24 protein-coding genes and 1 riboswitch are annotated in these 25,462 nt (G+C 62.5%); of the genes, 10 read left to right on the top strand and 14 right to left on the bottom strand.

Annotation, left to right across the window (positions count from 1 at the left end; genetic code table 11):
- The first annotated feature begins 161 nt into the window (after positions 1 to 161).
- Positions 162 to 2,351: a glycoside hydrolase gene (locus tag BN1128_RS12045; protein ID WP_042869019.1), complete on the top strand. Its 2,190-nt coding sequence runs from the start codon at positions 162 to 164 to the stop codon at positions 2,349 to 2,351.
- A 68-nt stretch (positions 2,352 to 2,419) separates the two neighbouring features.
- Here the strand turns inward: BN1128_RS12045 and BN1128_RS12040 are convergent, their stop codons facing one another.
- Positions 2,420 to 4,270, bottom strand: coding sequence for a M3 family metallopeptidase (locus tag BN1128_RS12040; RefSeq protein ID WP_042869017.1), 1,851 nt, complete (start codon positions 4,268 to 4,270; stop codon positions 2,420 to 2,422).
- Between the two features lie 295 nt (positions 4,271 to 4,565).
- Between BN1128_RS12040 and BN1128_RS12035 the strand changes: the two genes are divergently transcribed.
- The 3 genes from BN1128_RS12035 (at position 4,566) to BN1128_RS12025 (ending at position 8,736) form a co-directional block, all read left to right on the top strand.
- On the top strand, positions 4,566 to 6,260 hold the full coding sequence (locus tag BN1128_RS12035) for a methyl-accepting chemotaxis protein (RefSeq protein WP_042869354.1): 1,695 nt from the start codon (positions 4,566 to 4,568) through the stop codon (positions 6,258 to 6,260).
- A gap of 263 nt (positions 6,261 to 6,523) precedes the next feature.
- Positions 6,524 to 6,609: riboswitch (cyclic di-GMP riboswitch) on the top strand.
- A 66-nt stretch (positions 6,610 to 6,675) separates the two neighbouring features.
- On the top strand, positions 6,676 to 8,097 hold the full coding sequence (gene gbpA / locus BN1128_RS12030) for an N-acetylglucosamine-binding protein GbpA (RefSeq protein ID WP_042869015.1): 1,422 nt from the start codon (positions 6,676 to 6,678) through the stop codon (positions 8,095 to 8,097).
- A gap of 108 nt (positions 8,098 to 8,205) precedes the next feature.
- Positions 8,206 to 8,736 (top strand): cytochrome b, encoded by a 531-nt coding sequence (locus BN1128_RS12025; RefSeq protein ID WP_042869013.1) that lies wholly within the window; start codon positions 8,206 to 8,208, stop codon positions 8,734 to 8,736.
- Positions 8,737 to 8,832: 96 nt separating this feature from the next.
- Here BN1128_RS12025 and cbl read toward each other — a convergent pair whose 3' ends face one another.
- The 6 genes from cbl to BN1128_RS11995 form a co-directional block, all read right to left on the bottom strand.
- Positions 8,833 to 9,780, bottom strand: a complete 948-nt coding sequence (gene cbl, locus BN1128_RS12020; protein WP_042869010.1) for an HTH-type transcriptional regulator Cbl — start codon at positions 9,778 to 9,780, stop codon at positions 8,833 to 8,835.
- Between the two features lie 166 nt (positions 9,781 to 9,946).
- Positions 9,947 to 11,017, bottom strand: a complete 1,071-nt coding sequence (locus BN1128_RS12015) for a sulfate/molybdate ABC transporter ATP-binding protein (protein WP_042869009.1) — start codon at positions 11,015 to 11,017, stop codon at positions 9,947 to 9,949.
- Between the two features lie 152 nt (positions 11,018 to 11,169).
- Positions 11,170 to 12,063: a sulfate ABC transporter permease subunit CysW gene (gene cysW / locus BN1128_RS12010; protein ID WP_042869007.1), complete on the bottom strand. Its 894-nt coding sequence runs from the start codon at positions 12,061 to 12,063 to the stop codon at positions 11,170 to 11,172.
- Positions 12,060 to 12,899 (bottom strand): sulfate ABC transporter permease subunit CysT, encoded by an 840-nt coding sequence (cysT, locus tag BN1128_RS12005; protein ID WP_172955206.1) that lies wholly within the window; start codon positions 12,897 to 12,899, stop codon positions 12,060 to 12,062. The genes cysW and cysT overlap by 4 nt, the downstream gene beginning before the upstream one ends.
- A gap of 278 nt (positions 12,900 to 13,177) precedes the next feature.
- Positions 13,178 to 13,753, bottom strand: a complete 576-nt coding sequence (locus BN1128_RS12000) for an RBBP9/YdeN family alpha/beta hydrolase (RefSeq protein ID WP_042869004.1) — start codon at positions 13,751 to 13,753, stop codon at positions 13,178 to 13,180.
- A 67-nt stretch (positions 13,754 to 13,820) separates the two neighbouring features.
- On the bottom strand, positions 13,821 to 14,822 hold the full coding sequence (locus tag BN1128_RS11995; protein ID WP_042869002.1) for a sulfate ABC transporter substrate-binding protein: 1,002 nt from the start codon (positions 14,820 to 14,822) through the stop codon (positions 13,821 to 13,823).
- 208 nt (positions 14,823 to 15,030) lie between these two features.
- Here BN1128_RS11995 and BN1128_RS11990 point away from each other — a divergent pair, with 208 nt between their 5' ends.
- The 5 genes from BN1128_RS11990 to BN1128_RS11970 all read left to right on the top strand — a co-directional run bounded on the left by BN1128_RS11990 (position 15,031) and on the right by BN1128_RS11970 (position 18,368).
- Positions 15,031 to 16,293: an MgtC/SapB family protein gene (locus tag BN1128_RS11990; RefSeq protein ID WP_042869000.1), complete on the top strand. Its 1,263-nt coding sequence runs from the start codon at positions 15,031 to 15,033 to the stop codon at positions 16,291 to 16,293.
- Between the two features lie 79 nt (positions 16,294 to 16,372).
- Positions 16,373 to 16,963: a sugar O-acetyltransferase gene (locus tag BN1128_RS11985; RefSeq protein ID WP_042868998.1), complete on the top strand. Its 591-nt coding sequence runs from the start codon at positions 16,373 to 16,375 to the stop codon at positions 16,961 to 16,963.
- Positions 16,960 to 17,301 (top strand): DUF1294 domain-containing protein, encoded by a 342-nt coding sequence (locus BN1128_RS11980; RefSeq protein WP_042868996.1) that lies wholly within the window; start codon positions 16,960 to 16,962, stop codon positions 17,299 to 17,301. The genes BN1128_RS11985 and BN1128_RS11980 overlap by 4 nt, the downstream gene beginning before the upstream one ends.
- 196 nt (positions 17,302 to 17,497) lie before the next feature.
- Complete coding sequence (locus BN1128_RS11975; RefSeq protein ID WP_042868993.1) at positions 17,498 to 17,710, top strand: hypothetical protein; 213 nt, start codon at positions 17,498 to 17,500, stop codon at positions 17,708 to 17,710.
- 202 nt (positions 17,711 to 17,912) lie between these two features.
- Entirely contained in the window at positions 17,913 to 18,368 is a 456-nt protein-coding gene (locus tag BN1128_RS11970; protein ID WP_042868991.1) for a hypothetical protein, read from the top strand.
- A 68-nt stretch (positions 18,369 to 18,436) separates the two neighbouring features.
- Here BN1128_RS11970 and BN1128_RS11965 read toward each other — a convergent pair whose 3' ends face one another.
- The 4 genes from BN1128_RS11965 to BN1128_RS11950 form a co-directional block, all read right to left on the bottom strand.
- Positions 18,437 to 19,078, bottom strand: coding sequence for an FMN-binding negative transcriptional regulator (locus BN1128_RS11965; protein ID WP_042868989.1), 642 nt, complete (start codon positions 19,076 to 19,078; stop codon positions 18,437 to 18,439).
- Between the two features lie 240 nt (positions 19,079 to 19,318).
- Positions 19,319 to 19,843: a DUF4865 family protein gene (locus BN1128_RS11960; protein WP_042868987.1), complete on the bottom strand. Its 525-nt coding sequence runs from the start codon at positions 19,841 to 19,843 to the stop codon at positions 19,319 to 19,321.
- Positions 19,840 to 20,232 (bottom strand): tautomerase family protein, encoded by a 393-nt coding sequence (locus BN1128_RS11955; protein ID WP_042868985.1) that lies wholly within the window; start codon positions 20,230 to 20,232, stop codon positions 19,840 to 19,842. The genes BN1128_RS11960 and BN1128_RS11955 overlap by 4 nt, the downstream gene beginning before the upstream one ends.
- Positions 20,223 to 20,549: a carboxymuconolactone decarboxylase family protein gene (locus BN1128_RS11950; protein ID WP_042868984.1), complete on the bottom strand. Its 327-nt coding sequence runs from the start codon at positions 20,547 to 20,549 to the stop codon at positions 20,223 to 20,225. Before BN1128_RS11950 ends, BN1128_RS11955 begins: the two co-directional genes overlap by 10 nt.
- A gap of 96 nt (positions 20,550 to 20,645) precedes the next feature.
- Between BN1128_RS11950 and BN1128_RS11945 the strand changes: the two genes are divergently transcribed.
- Positions 20,646 to 21,539 carry a LysR substrate-binding domain-containing protein gene (locus BN1128_RS11945; RefSeq protein WP_042868983.1) on the top strand — a complete coding sequence of 298 codons (894 nt, stop codon included), beginning with the start codon at positions 20,646 to 20,648 and terminating at the stop codon, positions 21,537 to 21,539.
- 125 nt (positions 21,540 to 21,664) lie between these two features.
- On the opposite strand, the gene argH is transcribed toward BN1128_RS11945, so the two are convergent.
- The 3 genes from argH to BN1128_RS11930 form a co-directional block, all read right to left on the bottom strand.
- The gene (gene argH / locus BN1128_RS11940) at positions 21,665 to 23,050 is read right to left on the bottom strand and encodes an argininosuccinate lyase (RefSeq protein ID WP_042868981.1); all 1,386 of its coding nucleotides are present in this window, start codon (positions 23,048 to 23,050) and stop codon (positions 21,665 to 21,667) included.
- 195 nt (positions 23,051 to 23,245) lie between these two features.
- A complete protein-coding gene (locus BN1128_RS11935) occupies positions 23,246 to 24,481 on the bottom strand; it encodes an argininosuccinate synthase (protein WP_042868980.1) in 1,236 nt (411 codons plus the stop codon).
- A 57-nt stretch (positions 24,482 to 24,538) separates the two neighbouring features.
- On the bottom strand, positions 24,539 to 25,456 hold the full coding sequence (locus BN1128_RS11930; protein ID WP_042868978.1) for an ornithine carbamoyltransferase: 918 nt from the start codon (positions 25,454 to 25,456) through the stop codon (positions 24,539 to 24,541).
- Positions 25,457 to 25,462: the final 6 nt, after the last annotated feature.

Raw genomic sequence — 25,462 nt, 5'->3', positions numbered from 1 at the left:
GGCTCAAGAGGGGTTCGAATGATGCTTTTTAGTCGAAACGGAACGACTCAAAAAACGGCTGGCATGATGCCATTCACCCCATATGGGTTAAGCAGATTTGGCTGTACCGGGGGGCTGGCAACGGCGTACCCTGATGCCATCAATCAGGCCAAGGATGTTGAATGAAGGCTTTACAGACAAAGGCGCCAGCACTGGGCTGGCTGCTGATTTCACTGCTGGCGCCACCGCTGGCAGCCGCCCCCCTGACGCTGCAGGGTGAGACGCAAAGTTACAGCATAGATCCCGACACCCTGGCCATTTCGGTCAACAAGATCCCGGTCAGCGCCGGCCAGCAAGCCCGCCAGGTCGATCAGTTGCAACAAGGCGAACAGCAGGCCAGCTGGCACTGGCCCGCCCAGGATGCCAGGGTGGAGGTCAAGCTGGACGGCAATGACTTGCTGCTGACACTGGTCAGCGACAGTCCCCGTCAGCTGGCCTGGTACAGCCTGCCAAAAAACCAGACCCACCTGTCGCTGGCCTTTGGCGAGGGCAGCCGCTTCTCGGTTCGCGACAGCGACTGGCTCGGCTATGTCGGCGACGAGCTGGCCGAACTCAACACCCACTACGACCTCAAGCTGCCGCTCTGGAGCCAGGACGCGGGCAAGCAGACCTACAGCTGGATCCTGCAGACCCCCTATGACAACCAGCTCAGCTTCACCCGCAAGGGAGGACGACTGCAGCTGAGTGCCCGCCACGAGTTCAGCAGCTTCAACCAGCAGGCCCCCATGGTAGTGCGCCTGAGCGTGGGGGATGACTGGCTGGCCGGCGCCCGCCGCTACCGGGAGTGGCTGCAGGGCGAAGGCGCCTGGCAGTCCCTCGCCGACAAGTTTGCCCGCATTCCGACCGGGCGGCGGCTGATCGGCGCCAGCCATGTCTATCTGTGGGGCGATGCCCTGCTCGATCGGCAGGATGTGAAAGATTGGCCCGGCCTGCAGGACAAACTCCGGCAAAAGCCTGAATGGCTGCAAGACTTTCACGCCGAGGAACGGGAGGCGCTGGCCGCCAAGGCGCCCGAACCCGGGCAGCAGACGCTGATCATGGCTGGCCTCAACCGGCTGATTGCCAGCCAGCTGCCCCTGCCCGCCCAGCAGAGTCCACTGGTCCAGAGCAAGGTGCTGGCCTTGCGCCAGCAGTGGGTCAAGGGCAGGTTCGGCGAGCAGCTGGTGGCGCAGGAGCGTTGGGGCCAGGGGCTGTCGCTGCCTGTGGTCGAAGCGCTGCAACAGGCGGGGCTGCGCAAGCTCTGGCTCGGCACACCGCAATGGACGGCAGCCCTGCAGCAGAGTTATGCCCTCACCGCCGCGCAGCGCCAGGGCTATCTGGTGGGCAGCTATGACTCCTACGATACCGCCATCCCCCCCGGCAGCAACGACAGCTGGCTCACCGCCCAGCTGCCGATCGAGATCGGCAAGCGCTGCGCCATCGTCGAGGCCAATGGCAAACCCAAGCCGGGCTTCGGCGGCGAGGGGGTCTACCTCAATCCGGGCTGCACCCTGCCCTTCGCCAAGAGCCGCATGAGCGAGCTCGCCAAAGCCAGCGGCATCAACAGCCTGTTCCTCGACGTGGACGGCACCGCCATGGCCTCCAACGATTACAACCCGGCCCACCAGCAGGGCAGCCAGGCCATGATCGCCGACCGCAACGCCCGTATGAGCTGGGTGGGGGAGCGACTCGGGCTGGTGCTGGGCTCGGAGGATGGCAATGCCCTCACCAGCAAGCCGCTGATGTTTGCCCACGGCATCCAGAGCTGGGGCTTCGGCTGGGAGGATGCCGCCATGCGCAAGCAGGCCAAGTCACCCTACTACCTCGGCAAGTGGTGGCCGAACGAGGCGCCGCAGGTCTTCTTTCAGCCCGCCCGGCTCAAGCCGCGCTACCTGAAAACCGTGTTCAACCCGGCGGATCGACTGCCCCTCTACCAGGCGGTGTTCCACGACTCGGTGCTCAACAGCCACCACTGGCTGCTGGACAACCTCAAGTTCCTGGGCATCAAGGAGGAGCGCGCCCTGCTCGGCCTGCTCTACAACACGCCGCCGCTGGTCAACCTGAGCCGCAGCACGCTGGACAGTCGCCTGCCGGAGCTGGTGAGGCTCAACAGCCAGTTTGCCCCGCTGCACGAGGCGCTGTGGGACAAGGCGCTGGTGGGCTTTCGCTGGCGCGACGGGGTGGGCCGGGTGCAGGAGACCCGCTTCTCCGATGGCAGCCGGCTGGTGGCCAACTTCAGCCACAGCACCATGATGATCGATGGCCACAAGCTGCCGGGCAGGCAGCTGCTGGTCGCCCTCAAGGGCAAGCCGGTGACCTTGCTGAAGATGTGACGCATCCACTCGTCATATAAAAAGAGAGAGCCCTGCCAATTGGCAGGGCTCTTTTGCAAGCGGGTTTCCTAACTCTGGGTGGCAGGCTCGACCTCGCCATGGCGCCGGATCCAGGCCTCGAAGTCGGCCAGCATGGCCGCCTCCGAGTGGCTGTTGTCGGCGACCAGCAGATCCCCGTGCACCACCCGGATGCGGGCATTGAGCGGCGTGCCCTCGCCTGCCGGCGGCCGCTGCTGCACCGCCGCCATGCAGGCTTGGGCCTGCGCCCAGGCTTCGGCCACGCTCTGGTTGCATGCACGTGCCAGGGGGGCGGCGCTGAAGCCCTCGCCGGTAAGGCTCTGCAATGTCTGGTCGTGGGTCATGCCGTTGCCCGGCCCCCAGTAGTGGGCGGCCAGATCCGGCCCGATGCGCGGGTTGTCGGTGAGATAGCCGTCGCGTCTGAGGAAGTAGGCGCGGGTCTGCTCCACCGCCATCAGCGCCAGCAGATAGCCGTGGTAGGCACAGGCCGATTCCTGATTGAGCAGGTGCGGAATGGCCAGCAACGGGCGCGGGCTCTCAGTCCCCAGGATCTTGCGCTCCCACTGGCGGGCCAGCGCCAGCACGGCGGCCGGGGTGCGATCGCCATCGGCCATGGCGTAGAGATCCTGCTCGAAGTAGGAAACCAGCGCTATCTGGCGCTCATTGAAGGCACGAAACGGCTGACGCGCCTCTATCATGGCCTTGATGAGCGAATCGGGGATCGCCTCCCCCGCCTCGTTTCTGGCATAGCGCTTGAGCCAGTCGGCATCGTCCAGCAGGCTGTCGCAGAACATGGACTGGGTCTCGGCATAGGCCATGGAGGTAGGCGGAAACTCCTGGGAGAAGCAGGGGGCGTTGCCGGTCACATTGGCAAAGTGGGCGGCGTGTCCCCCCTCGTGGAACAGGGTGTTGAGGCCGCTCCAGCCGCTGCCCACCTGGGACGGGTTGGCCAGACTGGTGAAGTTGACCACGGCGGGCACCCACTTGCCCTCCTGCCAGAAGCTCGGCACCGGGCCGTGGCAGAAGCCGTTCTCGTATTTCCCCTCCCGAGTCAGCAGATCCAAGGTGAGGGTCGCGTCCCGATACTGGATGCCGAGCCGGCGGAAGCTCTCGACCCAATCCTTCAGCGCCCGGGAGAAGGGCACATAGGGATCGAGCTGACGGGTCACGTCGCCACTGACGAAGTAACGCAGGTTGTGGGGCAGCAGCGCCGCCTCCCCCTTGGCTGCCTTGAGTTCCGCCAGGCTCTGCTGCACCCGCTGTTCGGTACGGGCGATGAAGTCATCCAGCACGGCAAACAGCTGCGCCGGGCTCATCTGCTCGTTCTTGCGCACCTTGTAATCGAAATAGTCGCGATAGCCCATGGCGCGGGCGAAGCGGTTGCGAAGCCGAACTATCTCCAGATAGCCGTTGTCGACCACCCACTGCTCCAGGGTATGGAACATGGCGAGCGCACTCTGGCGCACAGCTTCATCGGCGCTGGCAGCCAGTGCCGTGCTGGCGGCTGGCAGGCTGCCGGCCACCTGGCGGCCCTGCTCGTCCAGTAAAGTCAGCTTCAGCTCCCGGCGACGGGCGAACAGCGCCGCCTCTGCCGCCACCAGCTCATCCATCAGGGCGGCCGCCGCCGGATCCTCGATGACGTTGCATTCGAAGAAGGCGATCCAGCCCCCCAGACCCCGCTTGAGCTCCGTCTCCTCGGCCAGGGCCTGCATCTCCCGCAGTACCGGCAGGCGGGCAGGATCGGCACAGAACGCCTTGTAGGCCTGCTCGGCAGCGGTGAAGCCGGCCTGATCATCGCTGGTGCCCATGTAGGTGGACCAGAACAGGTCCTCCTTGCGCCTGTGTACCTGCAGGTAGTCGGCGTTGAGCTGGTTCAAGTAATTCCTGGCAATGGAACTCATAAATTCCCTCTTGTTATGGGGCTGGCCTCTGGGGCGCCCACTCCTTTTTTGGTGAAATGCCAACTCATTCACACTTCTTGCAAATAGGGCAGACAAATAGTGCGCCGGGATGCGCACAACCACGCTACCAAAAGCGAGGGTTTCTGTCTGCTGGCTATACTGGTTGTCAAAACTCTCAATTAGCATTCATTGACCACAAGCCATTGAAAGTTAATTAAATGTTAATGATGAAATAATCAGGGCCATCATCATGACCGGCCACAACCAGACCCGCACGGGAAAGAAGGAAGAGATTATGTTCAAGCTCGGTGATATCGCCGTGAGCCGCAAATTGATGCTGCTGCTCTCACTGGCACTGGTCGGCTTCATCGCACTGCTGCTCATCTCGGCCAGTGCCTTGAATCGCAATCTGATGAGTGAGCGGGAGGCACGGCTGCAGGCTGTGCTGGATCTCGCCATGAGCCGGATCCAGGCCCTCGCTACCACGCTGCCCGCCGCCCAGGCCCAGGCCGAAGCCAAGGCCATGCTCAACAGCATGCGCTTCGATGGCGACAACTATCTGTTCGTGATTGATGAGACCCGCCACGTGGTGGTGCACCCCACCAAGCCTGAGCTGGTCGGCCAGCAGATGGGAGAGAGCGGCGCAACCGCCGGGGCCCACTGGCAGCGCATGGTGGATCTTGGCAAGGGGGGCCAGCATGGCCGGCTGGAATATCAATGGATTGCCCCCACGGGTGAGGCGGCCCAGAAGATGTCGCTGGTGGCGGGCTACCAGCCCTGGGGCTGGATCCTGGGATCCGGCGTGCTGCTGCAGGACATAGAGGCCACCATCTGGTCCCAGTACCAGCTGATGGGAGGCGCCACCCTACTGGTGATCCTGCTGATGGGGCTGCTGGGGTTTGCCATCAGCCGCTCCATCGTCAATCCGCTGGCCGAAATCAAGCGCGCCATGCAGCAGGTGGCGGCCGGAGATCTGGTAGTCAGCATACCGATACACGGCAAGGATGAGCTGGGGGTCGTCGCCACCTGCACCAATCAGGGGCTTGACGCCATTCGCCACGCCCTGATCGAGGCCAGCCAGGGTGCCCGCAACGTGGCGGATGCCGCCCTGCGCATCGCCGCCTCCGCCGAGCAGACCAATCAGGCGGTCAACAGCCAGCGGGATCAGCTGGCTCAGCTCGCCACCGCCATGAACGAGATGAGCGCGACCATCTCGGATGTAGCGGGCCACGCGGAAAATACCGCCCGCGATACCCAGGATGCCACCAGCGAGGCCGGGCTCGGCAACCGGGACGTGCATGCCAGCGTGCACGGCATCCAGGCGCTGGCCACCGAGGTGGAGCAGGCCACGCTGCAGGTCAATCAACTCAAGGAGGGGGTGATGCAGATAAGCGAGGTGACCGCCGTCATCAGCGCCATCTCGGAGCAGACCAACCTGCTGGCTCTCAACGCAGCCATAGAGGCGGCCCGCGCCGGGGAGCAGGGCCGCGGCTTCGCCGTGGTGGCCGACGAGGTGCGCCAGCTGGCGAGCCGTACCCGCCAGTCCACCGAGGAGATCCAGAGCACCATAGCCCAGCTGCAACAGCGGGCCGTCACCGCCGCCAGCGCCATGGATGCCAGCCGCAAGCTGGCGGAGAGCAGCGTCAGCCAGTCGGAGAAGGCGGGGCAGGATCTCTCTCTCATCGTCAACCATATACAGCACGTGAGCGACATGGCGACCCAGATAGCCACCGCCGCCGAACAGCAGAGCATGGTGGCCGAGGACATGAACCGCAACGTCAGCGGCATCAACGACTCGGCGCTGGAAATGTCCCAGTCCGCCTCGCAACTGGCCCAGGAGAGCGAGCTGCTGGCCGGTCTCTCCCGCAGTCTGGACGAGCGGCTGGCGGTGTTCAAACTCGGCAGCGCCATCGACCAGCAGCTGGAACAGCGGCTGGCACCGCTGCACCAGCAGACCCGTCAGGCCGAACGCCCCCGCGCTCGCCACTGATCCGTCCCGCCCTGTCGCCCCCCCCATCCCTGCCAGCCTGGCTGGCAGGGATTTTTCATTGATAAAAATGTCGTATTTTTGCATCTTATCGACGTAATCAAGGATGTTCAGCAAGGTGCGCAGATTAAATAGACATTCAAAAACATAAAGTTAAGTGTTTGCACTACTCCGATGAGATCAAGCTGCAAACATTTACACTTAATTATTTAATCAAAACTAGTCATGATGGGATTGTCGTCAAACACGACACCATGACCCTTTATGTAGTCATTTGGCAAACTGGTTGAAAGGCCAGGACGCAAAGCCTCCGGTCTAAAGACACATAGTCCAGGATAGCGGGGTTGCCACACGCAAGTGTGTATCGGGGTACTCCCCTGCCAACTTGACTGCCCACATCTATCGAACAGAGGAATGTATGGCAGCAAAAATCCAACTCAATCACGTCGCGGCGGCGCTGGCACTGCTGGCCAGTGGCGGCGTGCTCGCCCACGGCTACATCAACAAGCCCGAGAGTCGCAACTACCTGTGCAATACAGGCGGCAACAGCCAATGTGGCGCGGTGCAATGGGAACCCCAGAGCGTGGAAGGCCCCTCCGGCTTCCCGCAATCCGGCCCCCAGGATGGCCAGATAGCCTCGGCGGGCAGCTCCCGCTGGAGCGAGCTGAATGCCCAGACCAGCGATCGCTGGACACGCAAGGAAGTACAGGCCGGCCCCTTCGCCATCAGCTGGACCTTCACCGCCAACCACGTCACCCGCAACTGGCGTTACTACCTCACCAAACAGGACTGGAACCCCAACCAGCCGCTGACCCGTGCCGCCTTCGATCTCACCCCCTTCTGCGTGGTGGATGGCAACATGGTACAGCCACCCAAGCAGGTCACTCACCAGTGCACTCTGCCAGAGCGCACCGGTTATCAGCTGATCCTGGGGGTGTGGGAAGTGGGCGACACCAGCAACAGCTTCTACAACCTGATCGACGCCAACTTCAAGGGAGGCACCCAGCCACCGCTGAGCTGGAGTCAGGGCGGCACCATCTATCCCTCCACCGATCTGGCGGCCGGTGACAAGGCCAGAACCCTGGTGTTTGATGCCAATGGCGTACGCCCCGATCTGCAAACCGAGCTGACCATCACCACCACGGAGCAGGGCCAGAAAAACAACTGGGCCCATGCCCTGGCCAGCAAGATCAATGCAGAGCAGAGCCAGATCCGCGCAGGTCAGCAGAACGCCGACGGCCAGTTCAACCCTGTCTACGGCCAGAACCCCGTCTACCTCAAGGCAGGCAGCGCGCTGGAACGGGTCGAGATCCAGCTCGAACAGTTGCAGCCGCCAGTGGGCAACGACATCAGTGTGAGCGGTCTGGAGAGCGAATACCTGCTCGACAACGGCAAGCTGACCCTGAACTTCACCGTCACGGCGCAAGGAGATCTCACCGTCACCAACACCCTGTATGACCACGGTGGTGTGGCCAAAGGCCAGTCCTCCGCCGACATCAAGGACAGCAGCCATAGCTTCACCATGCCGCTCACCGGGCTCAGCGCCGGCCACCATCAGCTGGTGATCGAGGCCAAGCCGAAGGCGGGTGGTGAAGCCCTGCAGCAGACGCTGGACCTGATGCTCAAGGATCCGTCCGGTGGTGACTACCAGTTCACCTTCCCGGAAGGGCTCAAGTCCTACACCAACGGCACCAAGGTGCTGCAGCCCAAGAACGGCAAGGTCTATCAGTGCAAGCCCTTCCCCTACAGTGGCTGGTGCACCATCTGGTCGAGCACCGCGACCCAGTATGAGCCCGGCGTGGGTTCCAACTGGCAGGATGCCTGGACCCAAGTGAACTGAACCCGCAACACCTGAGCAGAAGAGGCCCGAGCGGCCTCTTTTTTTGCGCCTGTTATCCGGGATCACGGAGCCCTGGGCACCGCGAGATCCCCCTGCCGGACCAACACTATGACGAAAAACTACTATGACCCTCTGAGTCGCCTGCTGCACTGGCTGATGGCTGTCGTCATTCTCTACGCCACCCTGGCTGGTTACCTGATGCACCTGGTGATCGACAGCCATCCCCGGCTGTTTCAGTTTCTGTCGGTGCTGAACATGTCGATGGCCACCCTGATAACTCCGCTCTTCCTGCTGCGCTGGGGCTGGCAATATCTGAGGCATCCTCTGCCCGAGAACGGTGCCGACCATCATAATGGGTGGGTCAAGCTGGCCCATGCCCTGCTCTACGGGCTGATGTTCGCCGTGCTGCTGAGCGGTTTCCTGATGCTGGAGCAGGGTTACCCCCTGTTCTGGCTCTACCCGATCGCCAACCCCATCAACACTCCCGAGATCAACCGCTTCTTCTTCGATGTTCATCGCCTCGCTTGCCTGTCGCTGGCCACCCTGGTCATGCTGCATGTAGTCGCGGCCCTGTATCACCACAGGATCAAGGGCGATCGCACCCTCTACCGCATGCTGGGGCCCCACACCGGCAAATAGGCAGACGGCGCTTCGCCGCAGAGGCGGCTTTCCATCGATAGGCAGATAAAAAACAGGGAGCCCATGGCTCCCTGTTCTCTCATCTCGCAGCAGGACTCAGATCTGGAAGTCGAGGGCGGGCTCGCCGCCCATGGCGCGCGCCTGGATGTCTGCCAGCGCCAGCTCGGGGTTGCAGAGCTGGATGAACTGCCAGGCGAAGTTGTGCTGGAACTGCCCCTGCTTGAGGCCGATCCAGGCGGTGTGCGGCGCAAACAGCCGGCTGCCGTCGAGCTGCACCAGCCCCTTGTCGCGCTGGGTGTCAAACGCCATGTCCGCCAGTATGCCGACCCCCATCTCCAGCTCGACATAGGTCTTGATGACGTCTGAATCCTGTGCCGTCAGCAGGATCTGCGGCGCTATTCCCGCCTCGGCAAACGCCTCATCCACCCGTGCCCGTCCGGTCAGCCCGGCCTGATAGGTGATGATGGGCCAGTTCGCCAGCGCCGCCAGGGTCAGCTCCCGCTCGGCGGTGAGGGGGTGCTGCTCAGGCACCACTATGTTGTGGTGCCAGCGGTAGTAGGGAAACGCCACCACACCTTCGCTCTTGTCGAGCTGCTCGCTGCTGATGCCGATATCCACCTCGCCGGTCTGCACCAGCCGTACTATCTCCTCCGGGCTGCCCTGGCGCAGCTCCAGCTGCACCAGCGGGAACTGCTCGCGAAACGCCTTCACCACCCGTGGCAGGGCATAGCGCGCCTGGGTGTGAGTGGTCGCCACCAGCAGCCGGCCCGACTCGCGGTTGGCAAAGGTGCTGGCCAGTTTGCGGATGTTGTTGGCGTCATTGAGAATGCGCTCGGCAATCACCAGCAACTCCTTGCCCGGCTCCGTCATGCCGAGCAGCCGTTTGCCGTAGCGGATGAACAGCTCTATCCCCAACTCCTCCTCCAGCTCGCGAATATGGCGGCTGACCCCGGACTGGGAAGTGAACAGGGCATTGGCGACCTCGGTCAGGTTGTAATCCCGCCGCGCTGCCTCCCGGATAATACGTAACTGCTGAAAATTCACGTCATCGCCTCCTGCGCTGACTGGCCGGTCGGGGTTTACCCGCCGCCGTTTTCTTGTTATCTGCCTGGCCGGACTCCTCATCGAGTCCGGCAACGGCCTGACACCCTTGTATCCCAGGCGGGCTCACACCGCCATCATATCTGTCCATTTCAATCGGCAATGACCGTCAGATCTGGTAGTCCGGATAAAGCTGAGCCTGTTTGGCAACCAGTCGCACCCCTTGCCCCGGCATGAAGGCTCTGGCCGCCTCCTTGCTCAGTTCGGCCTCGAAGTGTGCACCGTTTGTATCCCCATTGCCACGCAGTTCCACCCGGATGCGCGGCCCCATGGGCAGCAGTCGGGTGATGGTGGCGCTGATCCCGCCGGGCGCATCCGCCGGCAGTATCTCCAGCTCGTGGGGGCGCACATAGGCGATGGCCGCACTGCCCTGGGCCAGATGATGGGAACTGATGGGACCGCCCAGCAGCTGCTCGCCAATGCCAAAGCCCTGCTCCGCCACCCGACCGCGAAACAGGTTCACGCTGCCGAGGAAGCTGTGGACGAAGGAGCTGGCGGGCTGATCATAGACCTCGGCCGGAGTGCCGATCTGCTCGACCCGGCCGGCGTTCATCAGCACCACCCGATCCGCCACCTCCAGTGCCTCCTCCTGATCGTGAGTCACGAACAGGCTGGTAACGTGCAACTCGTCGTGCAATTCGCGCAGCCAGCGGCGCAGCTCCTTGCGCACCTGGGCATCGAGGGCGCCGAAAGGCTCGTCCAGCAGCAGCACCTTGGGCTGTACCGCCAGGGCACGAGCCAGAGCAACCCGCTGGCGCTGGCCACCGGAGAGCTGGGTCGGATAGCGCTCGGCCACGTGGCTGAGCTGCACCAGATCAAGCAGCTCCTTGACCCGGGCGCGGATCGCCGCCTCGGCTGGACGCTCGCTGCGCGGCTTGACCCGCAGGCCGAACGCCACGTTCTCGAACACCGTCATGTGGCGAAACAGGGCGTAGTGCTGGAACACGAAGCCGACGTTGCGCTCGCGCACATCGAGATCCGAGGCATCTTCCCCGCGAATGATGACGCTGCCGCTGTCGGCCTGCTCCAGCCCGGCGATGATCCGCAGCAAGGTGGTCTTGCCGCAGCCGGAGGGGCCGAGCAGGGCCACCAGCTCACCATCGTGAAAGTCGAGGTTGATGTCGGCCAGGGCCGCGTACTGATTGAAATGCTTGTTGAGTTGTTGAACCTGAATGCTCATGGCTGCCTCTCTGAACCGTTAAATCGGGATGGATGGAGTCTCGGAGCTGGCCAGAGCGTACGGCTGGCCATGCTCGCCATCACACCCCAATCCATATCAATGGGGTATCCGGGTCGGGCTGACCGCGCAGTCAGACCCGTGTCGCAATAACATCAATGGGACTTGGTAGGCTGGCCACGCAGCCGGGCCAGCAGTGTCTCTCCCAGCAGGGTGAAGATCCCGAACAGCGCCAGCAGGCTGGCCACTGCGAAGGCGGCGCCGGTCTGGTACTCGTTGTAGAGGATCTCGATGTGCAGCGGCAGGGTATTGGTCTGGCCGCGAATATGGCCGGAGACCACGGAGACGGCACCAAACTCCCCCACGGCCCGGGCGGTACAGAGCAGCAGGCCATACATCAGGCTCCAGCGGATGCCGGGCAGGGTGACCCGCCAGAACATCTGCAGGCCGCTCGCCCCCAGCATGATGGCGGCTTCCTCCTCTTCCGGGCCGCGCGCCTCCATCTGGGGCAGCAGCTCGCGTACCACGAAGGGCACGGTAATGAAGGTGGTCGCCAAAATGATGCCAGGTGTGGCGAAGATGACCTTGATGTCGTGCTCGCTCAGCCAGTCGCCAAACCAGCCACGGCTGCCGAACATCAGCACGAACATAAGCCCCGCGATCACCGGCGAGACCGAGAATGGCAGATCTATGATGGTGATGAGCAGTTGCCGACCAGGGAAGCGGAAGCGGGCTATGGCCCAGGCCGCCGCAAGCCCGAACAGCAGGTTGAGGGGGACCGCGCAAAGCGTGACCAGGGCGGTGAGCCCGAGCGCACTCAGGGCATCCGGCTCGCTGATGGCGTGCCAGAAGAAGGCCAGCCCAGGTCTCAGCGCCTGAATGAAGACGGTGGCCAGCGGCAGCAGCAGCAGGGCGGCAAACCAGCCCAGCCCGAGGGAGATCAACAGCCACTTGACCCAGACGGGTTCACGGGTCACCGGGGGGTGACGAACCAGGGTGGCCGGTGCCACGTCGAGGGCAAGGTCCAAGCTTGAATGTGAGGCGTTCATATGCGGCTCCCTCCGATACGGGCCCAGCTCCAAGCCTGCAGCTTGTTGATCAGCAATAACAGAATGAAAGAGATGAGCAGCATGACCACGGCGATGGCGGAGGCACCGGCATAGTCGTACTCCTCCAGGTGACTCATGATCATCAGCGGCGCAATTTCCGACACCATGGGCAGGTTGCCGGCGATGAAGATGACGGAGCCGTACTCCCCCACGGCGCGGGCAAACGCCAGCGCAAAGCCGGTGATCAGCGCAGGGACCAGGGTCGGCCACAGCACCCGCAGGAAGGTCTGCCAGCGGTCAGCCCCCAGGCTGGCGGCGGCCTCTTCCTGCTCAGTCTCCGCTTCCCGCAGCACCGGCTGCAGGGTGCGCACCACGAAGGGCAGACCAATAAAGGTGAGTGCAATCACCACGCCTATGGGGTTGTAGGCGAGCTCTATGCCAAACGGGGCGACCCACTGCCCGATCCAGCCGTTGGGGGCAAAGATGGCGCACAGGGCAATGCCGGAGACAGCGGTGGGCATGGCGAACGGCAGATCGATCAGCGCATCCACCAGCCGGCGACCGGGGAAGGTGTAACGCACCAGCACCCAGGCCAGGATCAGGCCGAACAGGCTGTTGAGCAGTGCCGCGATAAAAGCGGCCCCGAAACTCAGACGAAAGGAGGCGAGCACCCGTGGGGAGCCTATCACCTGCCAGAACTCGGCGAGGGTGAGGTTGTTCACCGCGAACAGCACCAACGCCGAGATCGGCAGCAGCACCAGCACGCCCAGGTAGAGCAGGCTGAAGCCGAGGGTCGGGCCAAAGCCCGGCAAGACGGAGTAAGAACCAAATCGCATAACGCTTCCGTTTGTTATGAAAAACATTCGATAGAGCGATTCTGCGCATTCCAGTTAGGGGCAACAAACACCAATAATGCCTTTGCTAAGCACTTTTTTATCTAACAACGGCGGATCAGGCTTTTAGAGCCATAAAATGAAAAAAAGGTCTTTTATATAAATAAAAGACCTAAAAAATGGAGCGTCGTGCAATGTACCAAGCCATCAAAAATCAACTGTTGTGGTGTCGGGTGCTATCTCTCTCCTTGTCAGCGTATTGAACTGGATCAGCGAAAACATCAACGGAAACTGAGGGCTGCGCGGCGCTCCCACACGGCCGGCGCCGGTTCGACTACCATCTCGGCCCGCCGATAGAGGGTGCCGAGCAGATTGAGCCCCTGACTCCACTCCCCATGGCCGGACTGGGCATTGATATGGCCCACCTCGCCTGCATCAAACAGCGGCACCTGCCACTGGCGACTCCAGTATTCGGCCCGCTCGAAGCTGAGCCAGGGATCGTTGCGACTGGCGATCAGCTGGGCCGATACCTTGAGCGAACCGGCCAGCGCCTCATCCACTATGCCGAAGTGCGCCGGATCCGCCGGCGCCACGATAAACAGCGAGGCCACCTTGTCGGGCTGCTGGCGCGCCGCCGTGATTGCCGCTAGGGCGCCGAAGGAGTGAGCCACCAGATGGGCCCGGCCACGCCGGCTGCGCAGCTTGCTCGCCAGCTTGGCGCTCCAGACCGTCAGGTCCGGCTTGTCCCACGGCAGGCCAACCATGCGCTGCCAGTGGGGGAAATATTGATGCCAGCGGCTCTGCCAATGATCCGGCCCACTGTTGTGCAGACCGGGAACCAGGAGGATCTTGTTCATCTTGGTGCTCCTATCAGCTGGCACAGGGGCCAGTGCGGGGTGAACGTGCCACAGGGAAGCGGGGGCCTTAGCCGCCCGGCTGGTAAATCTGGTCAAACAGGCCACCCTGGGCGAAGTGTTTCTGCTGGGCCTTGTCCCAATCCCCTTCCAGATCCTTGACGGTAAACAGGGTCAGTTGCGGGAACTGGGCCGCCGTTTCCTTCTGGATCGCCGGATTGCTGGGACGGTAGTGATACTTGGCGATGATGCGCTGCCCCTCGTCGGAGTAGAGGTACTCTAGGTAGGCTTTGGCGACCGCTTCTGTGCCGTGCTTCTTGGCCACCTTGTCCACCACGGCTACCGGCGGCTCCGCCAGGATGGAGACCGACGGCACCACCAGCTCGAACTTGTCGCGGTTGCCTGGCTGATTGAGCACCAGCAGGGCTTCGTTTTCCCATGCCAGCAGCACGTCGCCGAGACCGCGCTCGATGAAGCTGGTGGTGGCGCCACGGGCCCCGGAATCCAGCACCTTCACGTTCTTGTAGAGATCGCCGACGAACTGTTTGGCTCCCTCCTCACTGCCACTTTTCTTCAGGGCATAGCCCCAGGCAGCCAGGTAGTTCCAGCGCGCCCCGCCGGAGGTCTTGGGGTTCGGCGTCACTATGGCGATGTCCTTGCGCACCAGATCGCCCCAATCCTTGATCTGCTTGGGATTGTCCTTGCGCACCAGGAAGACGATGGTGGAGGTATAGGGAGATGCGTTGTTGGCCAGCCGGCTCTGCCAGTCGGCGGCGATCAAACCCTGCTTGGCAACGGCGTTGACGTCATAGGCCAGCGCCAGCGACACCAGGTCCGCTTCCAGCCCGTCCACCACGGCACGCGCCTGCTTGCCGGAGCCACCGTGAGACTGGCTCACCACCACGTCGTCACCCGTCTTGGCTTTCCACTCCTTGGCGAAGGCGCCGTTGTACTCCTGGAACAGCTCGCGAGTCGGATCGTAGGAGACGTTGAGCAGGCGGATCTCGGCGGCGTTGGCCTGGCCGAGGGCCAGCAGAGAGAGCAGGGTGAGGGCGGTCATTCGCAGTTTCATGGTGATACTCCATATCGTTGGGTTGAATGCAGCATGCCGTGGGCTTGTTATGCCGAGAACCAAGAAATAACGCTTTGCTTATCTCTTTTGCTCATATCAACCCGCCGACCGGCGCCACTCCCACACTCTGTGAGCCATGCCTCCCTGCCCCCCCGTTGGCTGTGCCATCATGGGATCAAGGCCATGACACAGCGAAAAGGAAGTCGTTATGTGGATCAATGCAGACCCCGTCAATGGTGCCCTGGTGTCGCTGGCCATCGGCCTCATCATAGGGCTGGAGCGTGGCTGGCAGGTGCGCCAGCTGGGGGACAACCAGCGCATCGCCGGGATGCGGACCTACGGCCTCATCGGTCTGCTCGGCGGTGTCTGCGCTCTGCTGCTGCCGACCCTGGGCCCCTGGCTGCCGCTACTCGGCCTGCTGGCGGTGGTGATCGGCTGCGGCCTCTCGGTCTGGCTGGCCCAGCGCTGGCAGGGGGAGTTTGGCCTCACCAGCTCGGTGGCCATGCTGCTCACCTACCTGCTGGGGTTGATGTCCGTGCTGCTGAGCCCGAGCGAGGCGGTGGCCTGCGCCGTGCTCGCGGCCCTCTTGATGGGGCTCAAGGGCAAGATCCAGCAGGGAATGCTGTTTCTGAGCGAAACCGAATTCCACGCCACCCTGCGCTTCCTGCTCATCTCCTTGGTGCTGTTGCCGGTGCTGCCCAACGAGGAGATGGGGCCCCTCGATGCCTTCAACCCTTTCAAGATCTGGCTGATGGTGGTGGTGATCGCCGGCATCTCGTTCTCGGGCCACTTCGCGGTGCGCCTGCTCGGCACCCGCTCGGGACTGGTGCTCACCAGCATACTGGCGGGGCTCGCATCCTCCACCGCCCTCACCCTGCAGTTTGCCCGCCTCAACAGGGAACAGGGCGGGCTGGAGCGGCTGCTGGCCACCGGCATACTGATGGCCGGAGCCACCATGTGGCTGAGGCTGCTGGTGCTGGTATTGCTCATTCACAGCGAGCTGGCGATGCGCCTGGCGGCGCCTTTGCTGCTGCTGGCGGCCACCGTCTACGGCTTCGCCTTCTGGTTCTGGCGCCAGCGCGAGGAGCTGACCGATGGCCCTGTGCAACCCCAGACCAGCAACCCGCTCGATCTCGCCACCGCCATCAAGTTCGGCCTGCTGCTGGCGCTGATCGGCTTCATGGCCACCCTGCTGCAGGGCAAAGTGGGCAACTCAGGCGTCTATCTGCTGTCGCTGGTCTCGGGGATCACGGACGTGGACGCCATCACCTTGTCGCTCTCCCAGCTCTCACACAAGGAGCTGGCGCTGGAGGTGGCGGCGCGCGGCATCCTGCTCGCCGGGCTGGTCAACTCGCTAGTGAAGGGGCTGCTGGCGTTCGGGATAGGCGGCCGCCGGCTGGGGCTGAGGGTGCTGCTGCCCTACTTCGTCTCTGCCCTGCTGATCCTGCCGCTCATCTGGCCAGGCGCCTGATGTTGCAGCAAGTGACAGCCTGACGCCGCCGGAGCGCTGGCGTATACTGGCTCCTCTTGGCACATGAGGAGAGGTGAGCATGGCAAGCGATTGGGACAAGGTACTGGCGGGCGGCGCCCTGGATAGCCAGAGCGAGGAGATAGCGAACGACCGGATCCGCGGCCAGGCGCTGCTGGCACAACTCAACGCCTCCCCGGCCGGGGATCAGCCACTGCGCCAGCGCCTGTGCGGCGAGCTGTTCGGCCATTGCCCCGACTCCTGCTGGATCAGTACCCCCTTCACCTGCGAGTTTGGCCGCAACATCCATATCGGCGAAAAGACCTTCTTCAACTTCAACATCACCATACTCGACGTGGGCGAGGTGCACATCGGCAACCATGTGCTGCTGGCCCCCAACGTGCAGATCTACACAGCCACCCACAGCACGGATTATCTGGAGCGGCGCCACTGGACCGCCTACAACAAGCCGGTTCACATAGGCGATGACTGCTGGATAGGCGGCGGCGCCATCATCTGCCCCGGCGTCACAATCGGGGCGCGCTCCATCATAGGCGCTGGCGCCGTGGTGACCCGCGACATACCGGCCGATTCAGTGGCGGTGGGCAACCCCGCTCGCGTGATCCGCACCCTGACGCCGGATGCCCCCCGCGGCTGGGAGCTGGCACTGTGATCTGGCTGGCCCTGTTTCCCCTGCTCTGGACCGCCTGGCTTGGCCTGGCTGACGCCAACTGGTGGCCGCTGGCCATTGTCACCGCCATGAGCCTGCTGACAGCGCTGGCCTACGCCCACGACAAACGGCAGGCCATTCGCGGTGGCTGGCGCATCCCCGAATCCCGCCTCCACCTGCTGGAACTGTGCGGCGGCTGGCCCGGGGCCCTGGTGGCCCGTCACTGGCTGCGTCACAAGACCCAGAAGGGCAGCTACCGGCTGGTGTTCTGGTTTATCGTGCTGCTGCACCTCACCCTGTGGGGACTCTGGCTCGGCCGGCCCCTCTGGCAAGGGGTCTGAGGATCGCCAAGGCGCCAGCACTACCAGCATGGCTGGCCAGACGATCAACGGAGTGAGGCGGCTTGCGCATCGGCGCGGGGCTGAGCCGAGGGCTCATACTCCCCACCAGCGCGGGCATTGCGACCCCTTCCGGGGTATGAGACAACAAAGGATCTGCAAGGCGGTTTTTCGCGGATTTATCGACAAGGAGTCACCCATGACAATGTGGACAGGCATAGTCCTGATCGTCTTTATCAGCATGCTGTTCGGCTATCTAAGCAAACGCGCCCGCTACCAGCTGGGGGATATCCGCATCACGGATCGTCTCGGCAAACAGGATGTGCTCATCCAGGAGCTGCGGGAGCGGATCGCCAATCTGGAAGCCATCGTCATCGAAGAGGAGAAGCGCCGCCCGTTCAAGAATCTGTGAGCCAGCAGCCACGGCGGCAAACCGGCCAGCTTCCGGGCTGCAAGGGGTTGCCGCTTTCCCCCACACTTGCCCCTCCCCCCTGCGGCCTTCAAAACTAAATTCACAGCAGGATCAGCAGCCTGTCCACGACTGCTGCATTCTTCACCAAACTGGCCCAATCCCTGCTCTGTCACTGTCATCAGCCGTACCGGAGAGTGACATCATGATCAGCACCCTACTTCCCATCGCCTCGATCGCTCTCAAGTTGGGCAGCCAGCTGCTGAGCGGCAGTGCCAAAACGCAACAGGCGCAGCAGCCCGCGCAGGAAGATCGCCTCACCCCCACAGTCCAGAGCCTGTTCCAGCGGCTCGGAGTCAAGGATGCCGATAGCGAGCAGAACCGCCCCGCCATCAACCAGTTTATGAGCGAGCTGATGCAGACCCTGGGGCAGGAGAACAATGGCCAATCTCTGACCGAGGCCATAGACACAGCCCGCAACCAGCTCGCCAACGGCACCCAAAGCACCCGCTTAGATGCCCTGCAAAGCAGACTCGATACCCTCAAGGGCACCCTGGGCAGCAGCGATCTGAACCTGGATCAGCTGCTCGGCGCCTTCAAGCAGACCCTGCCCAATGGCAAGGGCGAAGGGGTCGGCAAGCTGCTCAATGCCAGTGCCTGATTGAAAATAAACACATAAAAACGGCAACCTCGGGGGTTGCCGCTTTTATTGAGACCAGACGGGATAATCTATTGCTGTGGCAGCGACTGTGGTGGACTCAGCATCGCCTCCGCTATCTCTACCAGCCCACGATCTTGCAAGGTATTGGCCGCGCCATGACGATCCGCCGCCTCCTTGTTCTGGCTCAGTTTGAACTTGCCGACCAGCTCGGTTATCTCGATTTCAATGCCGACCACGGCCTGCACTCTGGCCTCGATGTAGTCTCTCGGCGCATCCGCCATCTTCCAGGGGGCAGGCTCAGCGGCCTCATGTAGCCGCGTCAGGTTCGCCAGCAGCCGGCGCACGAAGCGCGCATCATCGTGGATACGAATTCGGCCGTGGGCGTGTACCACGCTGTAATTCCAGGTCGGCACCTGCTGGTGATGCACCTGCTTGCTCGGATACCAGCTGGGGGAGATATAGGCATCCGCGGCCTTGAAGATCACCAGCACCTCGTCACCCTCCTTAGCCTCCTGCCAGAGCGGGTTGTTGCGGGCGACATGGGCGCGTAATACGCCCTGCTCGCCACTGCCGGCGTCCAGCTCGAACGGCAGATGGTTCGCATCCAGCCCCCGTTCACCGTGGGTGATCAGGGCCCCCAGCGGATGGGCCAGGATCAGTTGGTGCAGCGACGCGAGGTCGGGCGTTTCGAAATGGGATGGCAGATACATGCTGGCTCCTTTATCCGGGGTGGTGTGTCCGTACGCAATGTCTCGAGATCCTGCCCCGCTTGGCAAGCGCCGTCATCTCGAATCTGCCTGCCGATATCCCACGAGAACCTTGATCGTATGGGGCTGGCAACGACCATCAGGCGCTAAACACCAGCACTTCACTACACACCAGGTTTAACGCCGTATGCAGGTGAAATGACGAGTGAGGACATAAATCTCCCTCATGTCGTCGTCACCCACTCAGGCTGGAACTCCTTTGGCGAGATAACCAATGTGATAGACGTCGGCCCCTGCCGGTATCGTCGGCGGGAGCGACGGCAGGAGATCCACCTCCAGCCATTGCCAACGGGAAACATCCCATCCGCTCAGCATGGCCCCGGTGTGCAACTCGGCCAGGCTGCAATGCGGCGCAATGCGGGTGCGCCACAAGATGGCCACCCTGGCCTGGTCAAGCGCCTCCATCTGCGGGGCTGACAGCAGATGCCAGGTCTCGATATGGGGCCAGCCAAACTGCCTTGTGAGCGCCGCGAAGCCCTCGCTGACAAGGAAACTGTGCATCGCCTCGACGCTTTGCCACACATAGAAGGGGGCATAGCGATTCTCCCTGCATGGCAGCGCGGCCTCGTCATGGCGGCCATAGAGATAGGCCTTGAACAGCAAGCCGGGGAAGCCGTCGAGTTTGGCGCCATTGCTGGCGATGCGCTCTTCGATGAGCCCCATGTCGTAGTCCGCCGGCAGGGTGAATCTGTAATGCATGGCGATCATAAGATCACCTCCTGCCGAAACATCAGACCCCGCCCGAAACTCCACTCCTCGCAGCCATTCAGCTGAATGACCACCATGAGGTTGTCGGGGTGAATGCCCATGTCTGCGTGCAGACGCTCGGCAAGCCGCTCATAGAGCCGCTGCTTGACCTCAGTGCTGCGCGGCTTCCCCGCCAGGATCTGGAAGAGGATGAAGTCTCCGTCCCGGCGGCCGGTTTGATAGTGGGGATGATAAACAAGCGCCTTGGCTGGCAAGGCCTCCAGGATTTGGAATTTGTCCTCCCGCGGTACATCAAACACCTCCACCAGGGTCTCATGATAGAGGTCGGAGAGCTGCTGCAGGCGCGCGTCACTCATCCCCTCGCGCAGAGTGATACGCGTCAGCGGCATGGGTGCGGCTCCTCACTGCTGGGCAGGTAGCTCACGGCGGTGACCGCCGCAGGCAATCCGGCGTAGAAAGCGAGATGGGTGAACAGCTCCTCCAGCTGCTCCCGTGTCAGGCCGTTTTGCTGGGCAAACGCTATGTGCCACGGCAGCTGTTGCACCCGGCCCAGCGACGCCAATATGGCCAGGGTGATCAGGCTGCGTTCGCGCGCAGACAGGGCGGGCCGCTGCCAGATATCGCCAAACAGCGTCTCTTCCGTCAGCTGGGACAGTCTCGGCGCTGCCAGCGCCAGGTCGTCACGATCAAGAACAGGATGGGTCATGGCAATCTCCTTGGTTGATGAAGCCACTCTCTATCACTGCTACAATTTTAAAAATCAAAACGTTCAAGACAAACAATCCCGATTATCAGGACTATCATGCAACCCCTTCCCCTGAACCTGGATCTCGATGCTCTGCGCAGCTATGTCCTTGGGCTGGACTGTGGCAGCTTTGCGCTGGCGGCGCAGCGGCTGTGCCGTTCCACCTCGGCGGTCAGCGCCCAGTTGAAAAAACTCGAACAGCAATGCGGTACCGAACTGGTCATGAAGAGGGGCCGCCACCTGGTCCCGACGGCCAGTGGCGAACGACTGCTGGGATATGCCAAACGGCTGCTTGAGCTCAATGACGAAGCCGTGCTTGCCCTGAAAGGGGAACTGCTGCAAGGGGAGATCAGGCTGGGGGTTCAGGAAGACTTTGGTGAATCCCTACTGCCTGCCGTGCTGGGCCCCCTCTGTCGTCAGCATCCCGCGCTACGCATGACGACGCGCATCGATCGCAATGCGCAGCTGATGAAAGGGTTCAGGGAGGGAACCCTCGACATGGCCCTGGCCTGGCAGCACCCGGAAGAGAGGATGGACGCCCATCTCATCGACTTGGTGTCACTCCAGTGGATTGCTCACCCGAACTGGGATCCGGCACCCCTGCTGGCACGCGGAGAGCCCTTGCCCCTGGTGCTCTTCGATGCCCCCTGCCTGATGCGTTCACGGGCCATCAAGGCTCTGGACGACGCAGGTATCCCATGGCGCATCGCCTTCACCAGCCAGAGTCTGGGCGGGATCTGGGCGGCCTTGCAGGCAGGGCTCGGGATCACAGTGCGCTCTGCCATCGGCATGCCGGCCTCTCTCTCCCGGTTGGCCGATGTGCTGCCGTCGCCGGGCACGCTGGGGGTCGTACTGCTGGGAGCAGGCAATGGACCCGGTGAGGCCGAACGTCAGTTGCAAAGCCTGCTCATCCATGCGGTGCAGCGGGCCCATGCCATGCACCAGGGCTGAGGATTCGGTCTCTTTTTCCTGGCATCTGCGCAAGCCATCTCCCTCCCCTTCATCATCAGGCAAACAAAAAACGGCAACCTGAGGTTGCCGTTTTGCTTTCTATTTCGGGTGACGATTCCCGCGAATTAACCCGCCCGCTTGGCCAGCCACTGTTCGGCGGCAGTCAGTGCTGCATCCACCAGCTCGCGGGCGACGCCGCCTTTGGCGACTCGCTTGGCCAGCGTCGCTTCCAGCTCCAGGTTGGGATAGACATCCTCGCCGATAACGGGACTGAAGCGCTGGAACTCTGGCAGCGAGAGATCTTCCAGCGGCTTCTTCACCTCAAGCGCATAGACCACTGTCTCGCCGACGATATGGTGCGCCTCACGGAAGGGTATCCCTTTGGCCACCAGATAGTCTGCCAGCTCGGTGGCATTGGCATAGCCGCCCTGGGCCGCCGCCTTGGTACGCTCGACGTTCACCTTCAAGTCGATCAGCACCAGCGCCGCCATGTCGAGGCAGTCGTGCCAGGTGTCGAGGGCATCGAACAGCCCTTCCTTGTCTTCCTGCATGTCCTTGTTGTAGGCCAGCGGCAGCGCCTTCAGGCTCATCAGCATGCCCATCTGGGCGCCAACTACCCGCCCTGTCTTGCCACGAATGAGCTCAAGCGCATCCGGGTTCTTCTTCTGCGGCATCAGGGAGGAACCCGAGGTGACCGCATCGGAGAGCTCGACAAAGCCCGCCTCGCCGGTGTTGTAGAAGATGAGGTCTTCGGCAAAACGCGACAGGTGGGTCATGGAGAGGGACGCCACGTGCATCAGCTCAACCACGTGATCCCTGTCCGACACCGAATCCAGGCTGTTGCGGGTCGCGCCACTAAAGCCCATATCCAGCGCCAGCGCTTCACGGTCGATGGCATAGGCGGTACCGGCCAGGGCGCCGCAGCCGAGCGGGCTGGTGTCGAGCCGCTTCAGGGCATCCTGCAGACGGGAATAGTCCCGCTCCAGCATCTCCACATAGGCCAGCGCCCAGTGGGCGAAGGTGACCGGCTGGGCGCGCTGCAAGTGGGTGTAGCCCGGCAGCACGGCAGCCTGATTGGCACGGGCAGAGGCGACCAGCCCGGCTTGCAGGGCAGTGATGGAGGCGAGCAGCAGCTCCCCTTGCGCCTTGCACCAGAGTTTCAGGTCGGTGGCGACCTGATCGTTGCGCGAGCGGCCGGTGTGCAGCTTCTTGCCAAGATCGCCGACGGCGGCGATGAGCTGACTTTCGACCCAGGAGTGAATGTCTTCGGCATCGGAATTGAGGATCTGGTGGGGATCCTGCTGCACCGAGGCGAGCAGCACTTCCATCGCCTGTTGCAGCTTTCCTTGCTCGTCGGCTGTCAATACGCCCACTTTCACCAGCGCCTTGGCCCAGGCCATGGAGCCCTGGATATCCTGCTCCGCCAGCCGGTAATCGAACCGCAGCGAATCGTTGAACTGCTTGAACCTGCTATCGGCTCCCTGACTGAAGCGTCCACCCCAAAGTGCCATACTGCTCTCCTTGAATGCGTTGTCGGCGGCGTCTTGCGCCGTCGAGCTTGAAATCGTGCCCTGTTTTTCTGCGAGCCTGTTATCTCACAGAAGCGGCCGAGGCGCTGCCGCTCTGCTCACACCCCGCCATATGGGAGGGCTGATAAAAGAGGGGGCCATGCCCCCTCACCGGTATCAACAGGTCATGTCTTCAGATCAACCGTGGGTGTGGTCACCACCGATCGCCTGATGCTGCTCCTTCATGGCGCGGATCCGGCTGGCCAGGGTGTAGAGACGGATAAAGCCTTCTGCGTGGCTCTGGTCGTACACTTCGTCGGCGCCGAAGGTGGCGAAGTCTTCGGAGTAGAGGCTGTTCGGTGACTTCTTCTGCACTGCTGTGACCTGACCCTTGTACATCTTCAACACCACTTCACCATCGAGATCCTCGGCGATGGCATTGGCGGAGGCGACAATGGCCTTGCACAGCGGAGTGAACCAGCGACCGTCATAGACCAGGTGGGAGAACTCGGCACCCAGCTTCTCGCGCCAGGCGCGGGTCGGTCTGTCCAGTACCAGCTCTTCCACGGCGCGCAATGCCGCCACCATGACGGTGCCGCCCGGGGTCTCGTAGCAACCACGGGACTTCATGCCAACCATGCGGTTCTCGGTGATGTCGATGCGGCCGACGCCGTGCTTGCCGGCACGCTCGTTCAGAGTCATCAGGATCTGGTGCGGAGTCAGCGGCTGATCGTCAACGGCCACCACTTCCCCCTGGGCAACTGTCAGCTTGACGTATTCCGGCTCGTTCGGTGCCTGCTCGGCAGAGACTGTCCACTGCCAGACCGCTTCGGACGGCTCGTTCCAGGTGCTCTCCAGCTCGCCACCTTCGGTGGAGATGTGCCAGGCGTTGGCGTCGCGGCTGTAGATCTTCTTCAGGGTCGCCTTGCAGGGGATGTCGCGGGCTTCCAGATAGGCCAGCAGATCTTCCCGGGAACGCATGTCCCACAGACGCCAAGGGGCGATCACTTTCAGCTGGGGGGCCAGCGCGGCCACGGCGCCTTCGAACCGCACCTGATCGTTGCCCTTGCCGGTACAACCGTGGGAGATGGCGTCAGCCCCTTCCGCCAAGGCCGCTTCCACCATCGCCTTGGCGATGATGGGACGCGCCATGGAGGTGCCCAGCAGGTAGGTGCCTTCGTAGACGGCCCCCGTCTTCAGGGTCGGATAGACATACTCCTTGACGAACTCTTCGCGCAGATCCTTGACGATGCACTTGGTGGCGCCGGAGGCGATGGCCTTCTGCTCTATCCCTTCCAGATCGTCACGCTCCTGACCCACGTCGGCGACGAAGGCGATGATTTCCGCATCGTAGTGCTCCTTGAGCCAGGGAATGATGGCCGAGGTATCCAGTCCGCCTGAGTAAGCCAATACGATCTTGTTGATTCCGCTCATTTTACTTCTCTCCATGATGATTCGATAAAAGGTTGTGATTCAGGTTCGGTTGCCGCGTTACTTGTGACCCTGTCCAAACAAGGTCAGCAGCACGGCATTCTGGATATGCATACGGTTCTCTGCCTCGTCCATGATGAGGGAGGCTGGGCCATCCATGACCTGGGAGGTGATCTCCAGCTCCCGGTGCGCCGGCTGGCAGTGCAGCACATGCTGGATGCCGGTGCGGTCGAGCAGAGCCTGGTTGATCTGATAAGGCATAAAGATATCTTTTACCTGCTCCATTGGCGTGCTGTCACCCATGGAGACCCAGGTATCGGTGTAAACCACGTCAAACCCTTCGATATCCGCCACGTCATCGCTGATGTGAATGGTGGCGCCGGAATCGGCCGCCAGCGCCTGGGCCTGCAGGAAGATCTGGGTATCCGGACCGTGGCCCTTGGGGCAGATCAGGGTCACGTCCGTGCCCAGCGTCGCCCCCAGCAGCAGCAGAGAGTGGCTGACGTTGTTGCCATCGCCCAGATACGCCAGCTTCACCTTCGACAGATCCGCATAGTGCTCGGCAATGGTCATAAAGTCGGCCAGCCCCTGGCAGGGGTGGTAGAGGTTGCACAGGCTGTTCACCACCGGCACTGTGCCGTGCTCTGCCAGTTCAACAAGCGTCTGGTGGTCGAATACCCGCGCGACTATGGCGTCACACCAGCGCGACAGGTTGGCGGCGAAATCCTTCACCGACTCGCGCTTGCCCAGGGCGCCGTTCTGTTGATCCAGATAGACGCTGTGGCCACCGAGTCTGGCGATGCCGATGTCGAAGGTGACCCGGGTGCGCAGGGAGGGCTTCTCGAACAGGGTGACCACGCTCTTGCCCGCCAGCGCCTGGCTGTACTTCTTCGGGTCGGCCTTGACCGCTTTGCCCAGCGCAATCAGCGCCTCGATCTGGGTTTTGTTCAGATCACTGTCTTTCAGAAGATGTTGCATCGGATG

Origin of the sequence: Aeromonas piscicola (genome assembly GCF_000820005.1) — a bacterium.
Lineage (GTDB): Bacteria > Pseudomonadota > Gammaproteobacteria > Enterobacterales > Aeromonadaceae > Aeromonas > Aeromonas piscicola.
The sequence above is the reverse complement of the archived record's forward strand: the minus strand, read 5'-3'. Positions and strand labels throughout refer to the sequence as shown.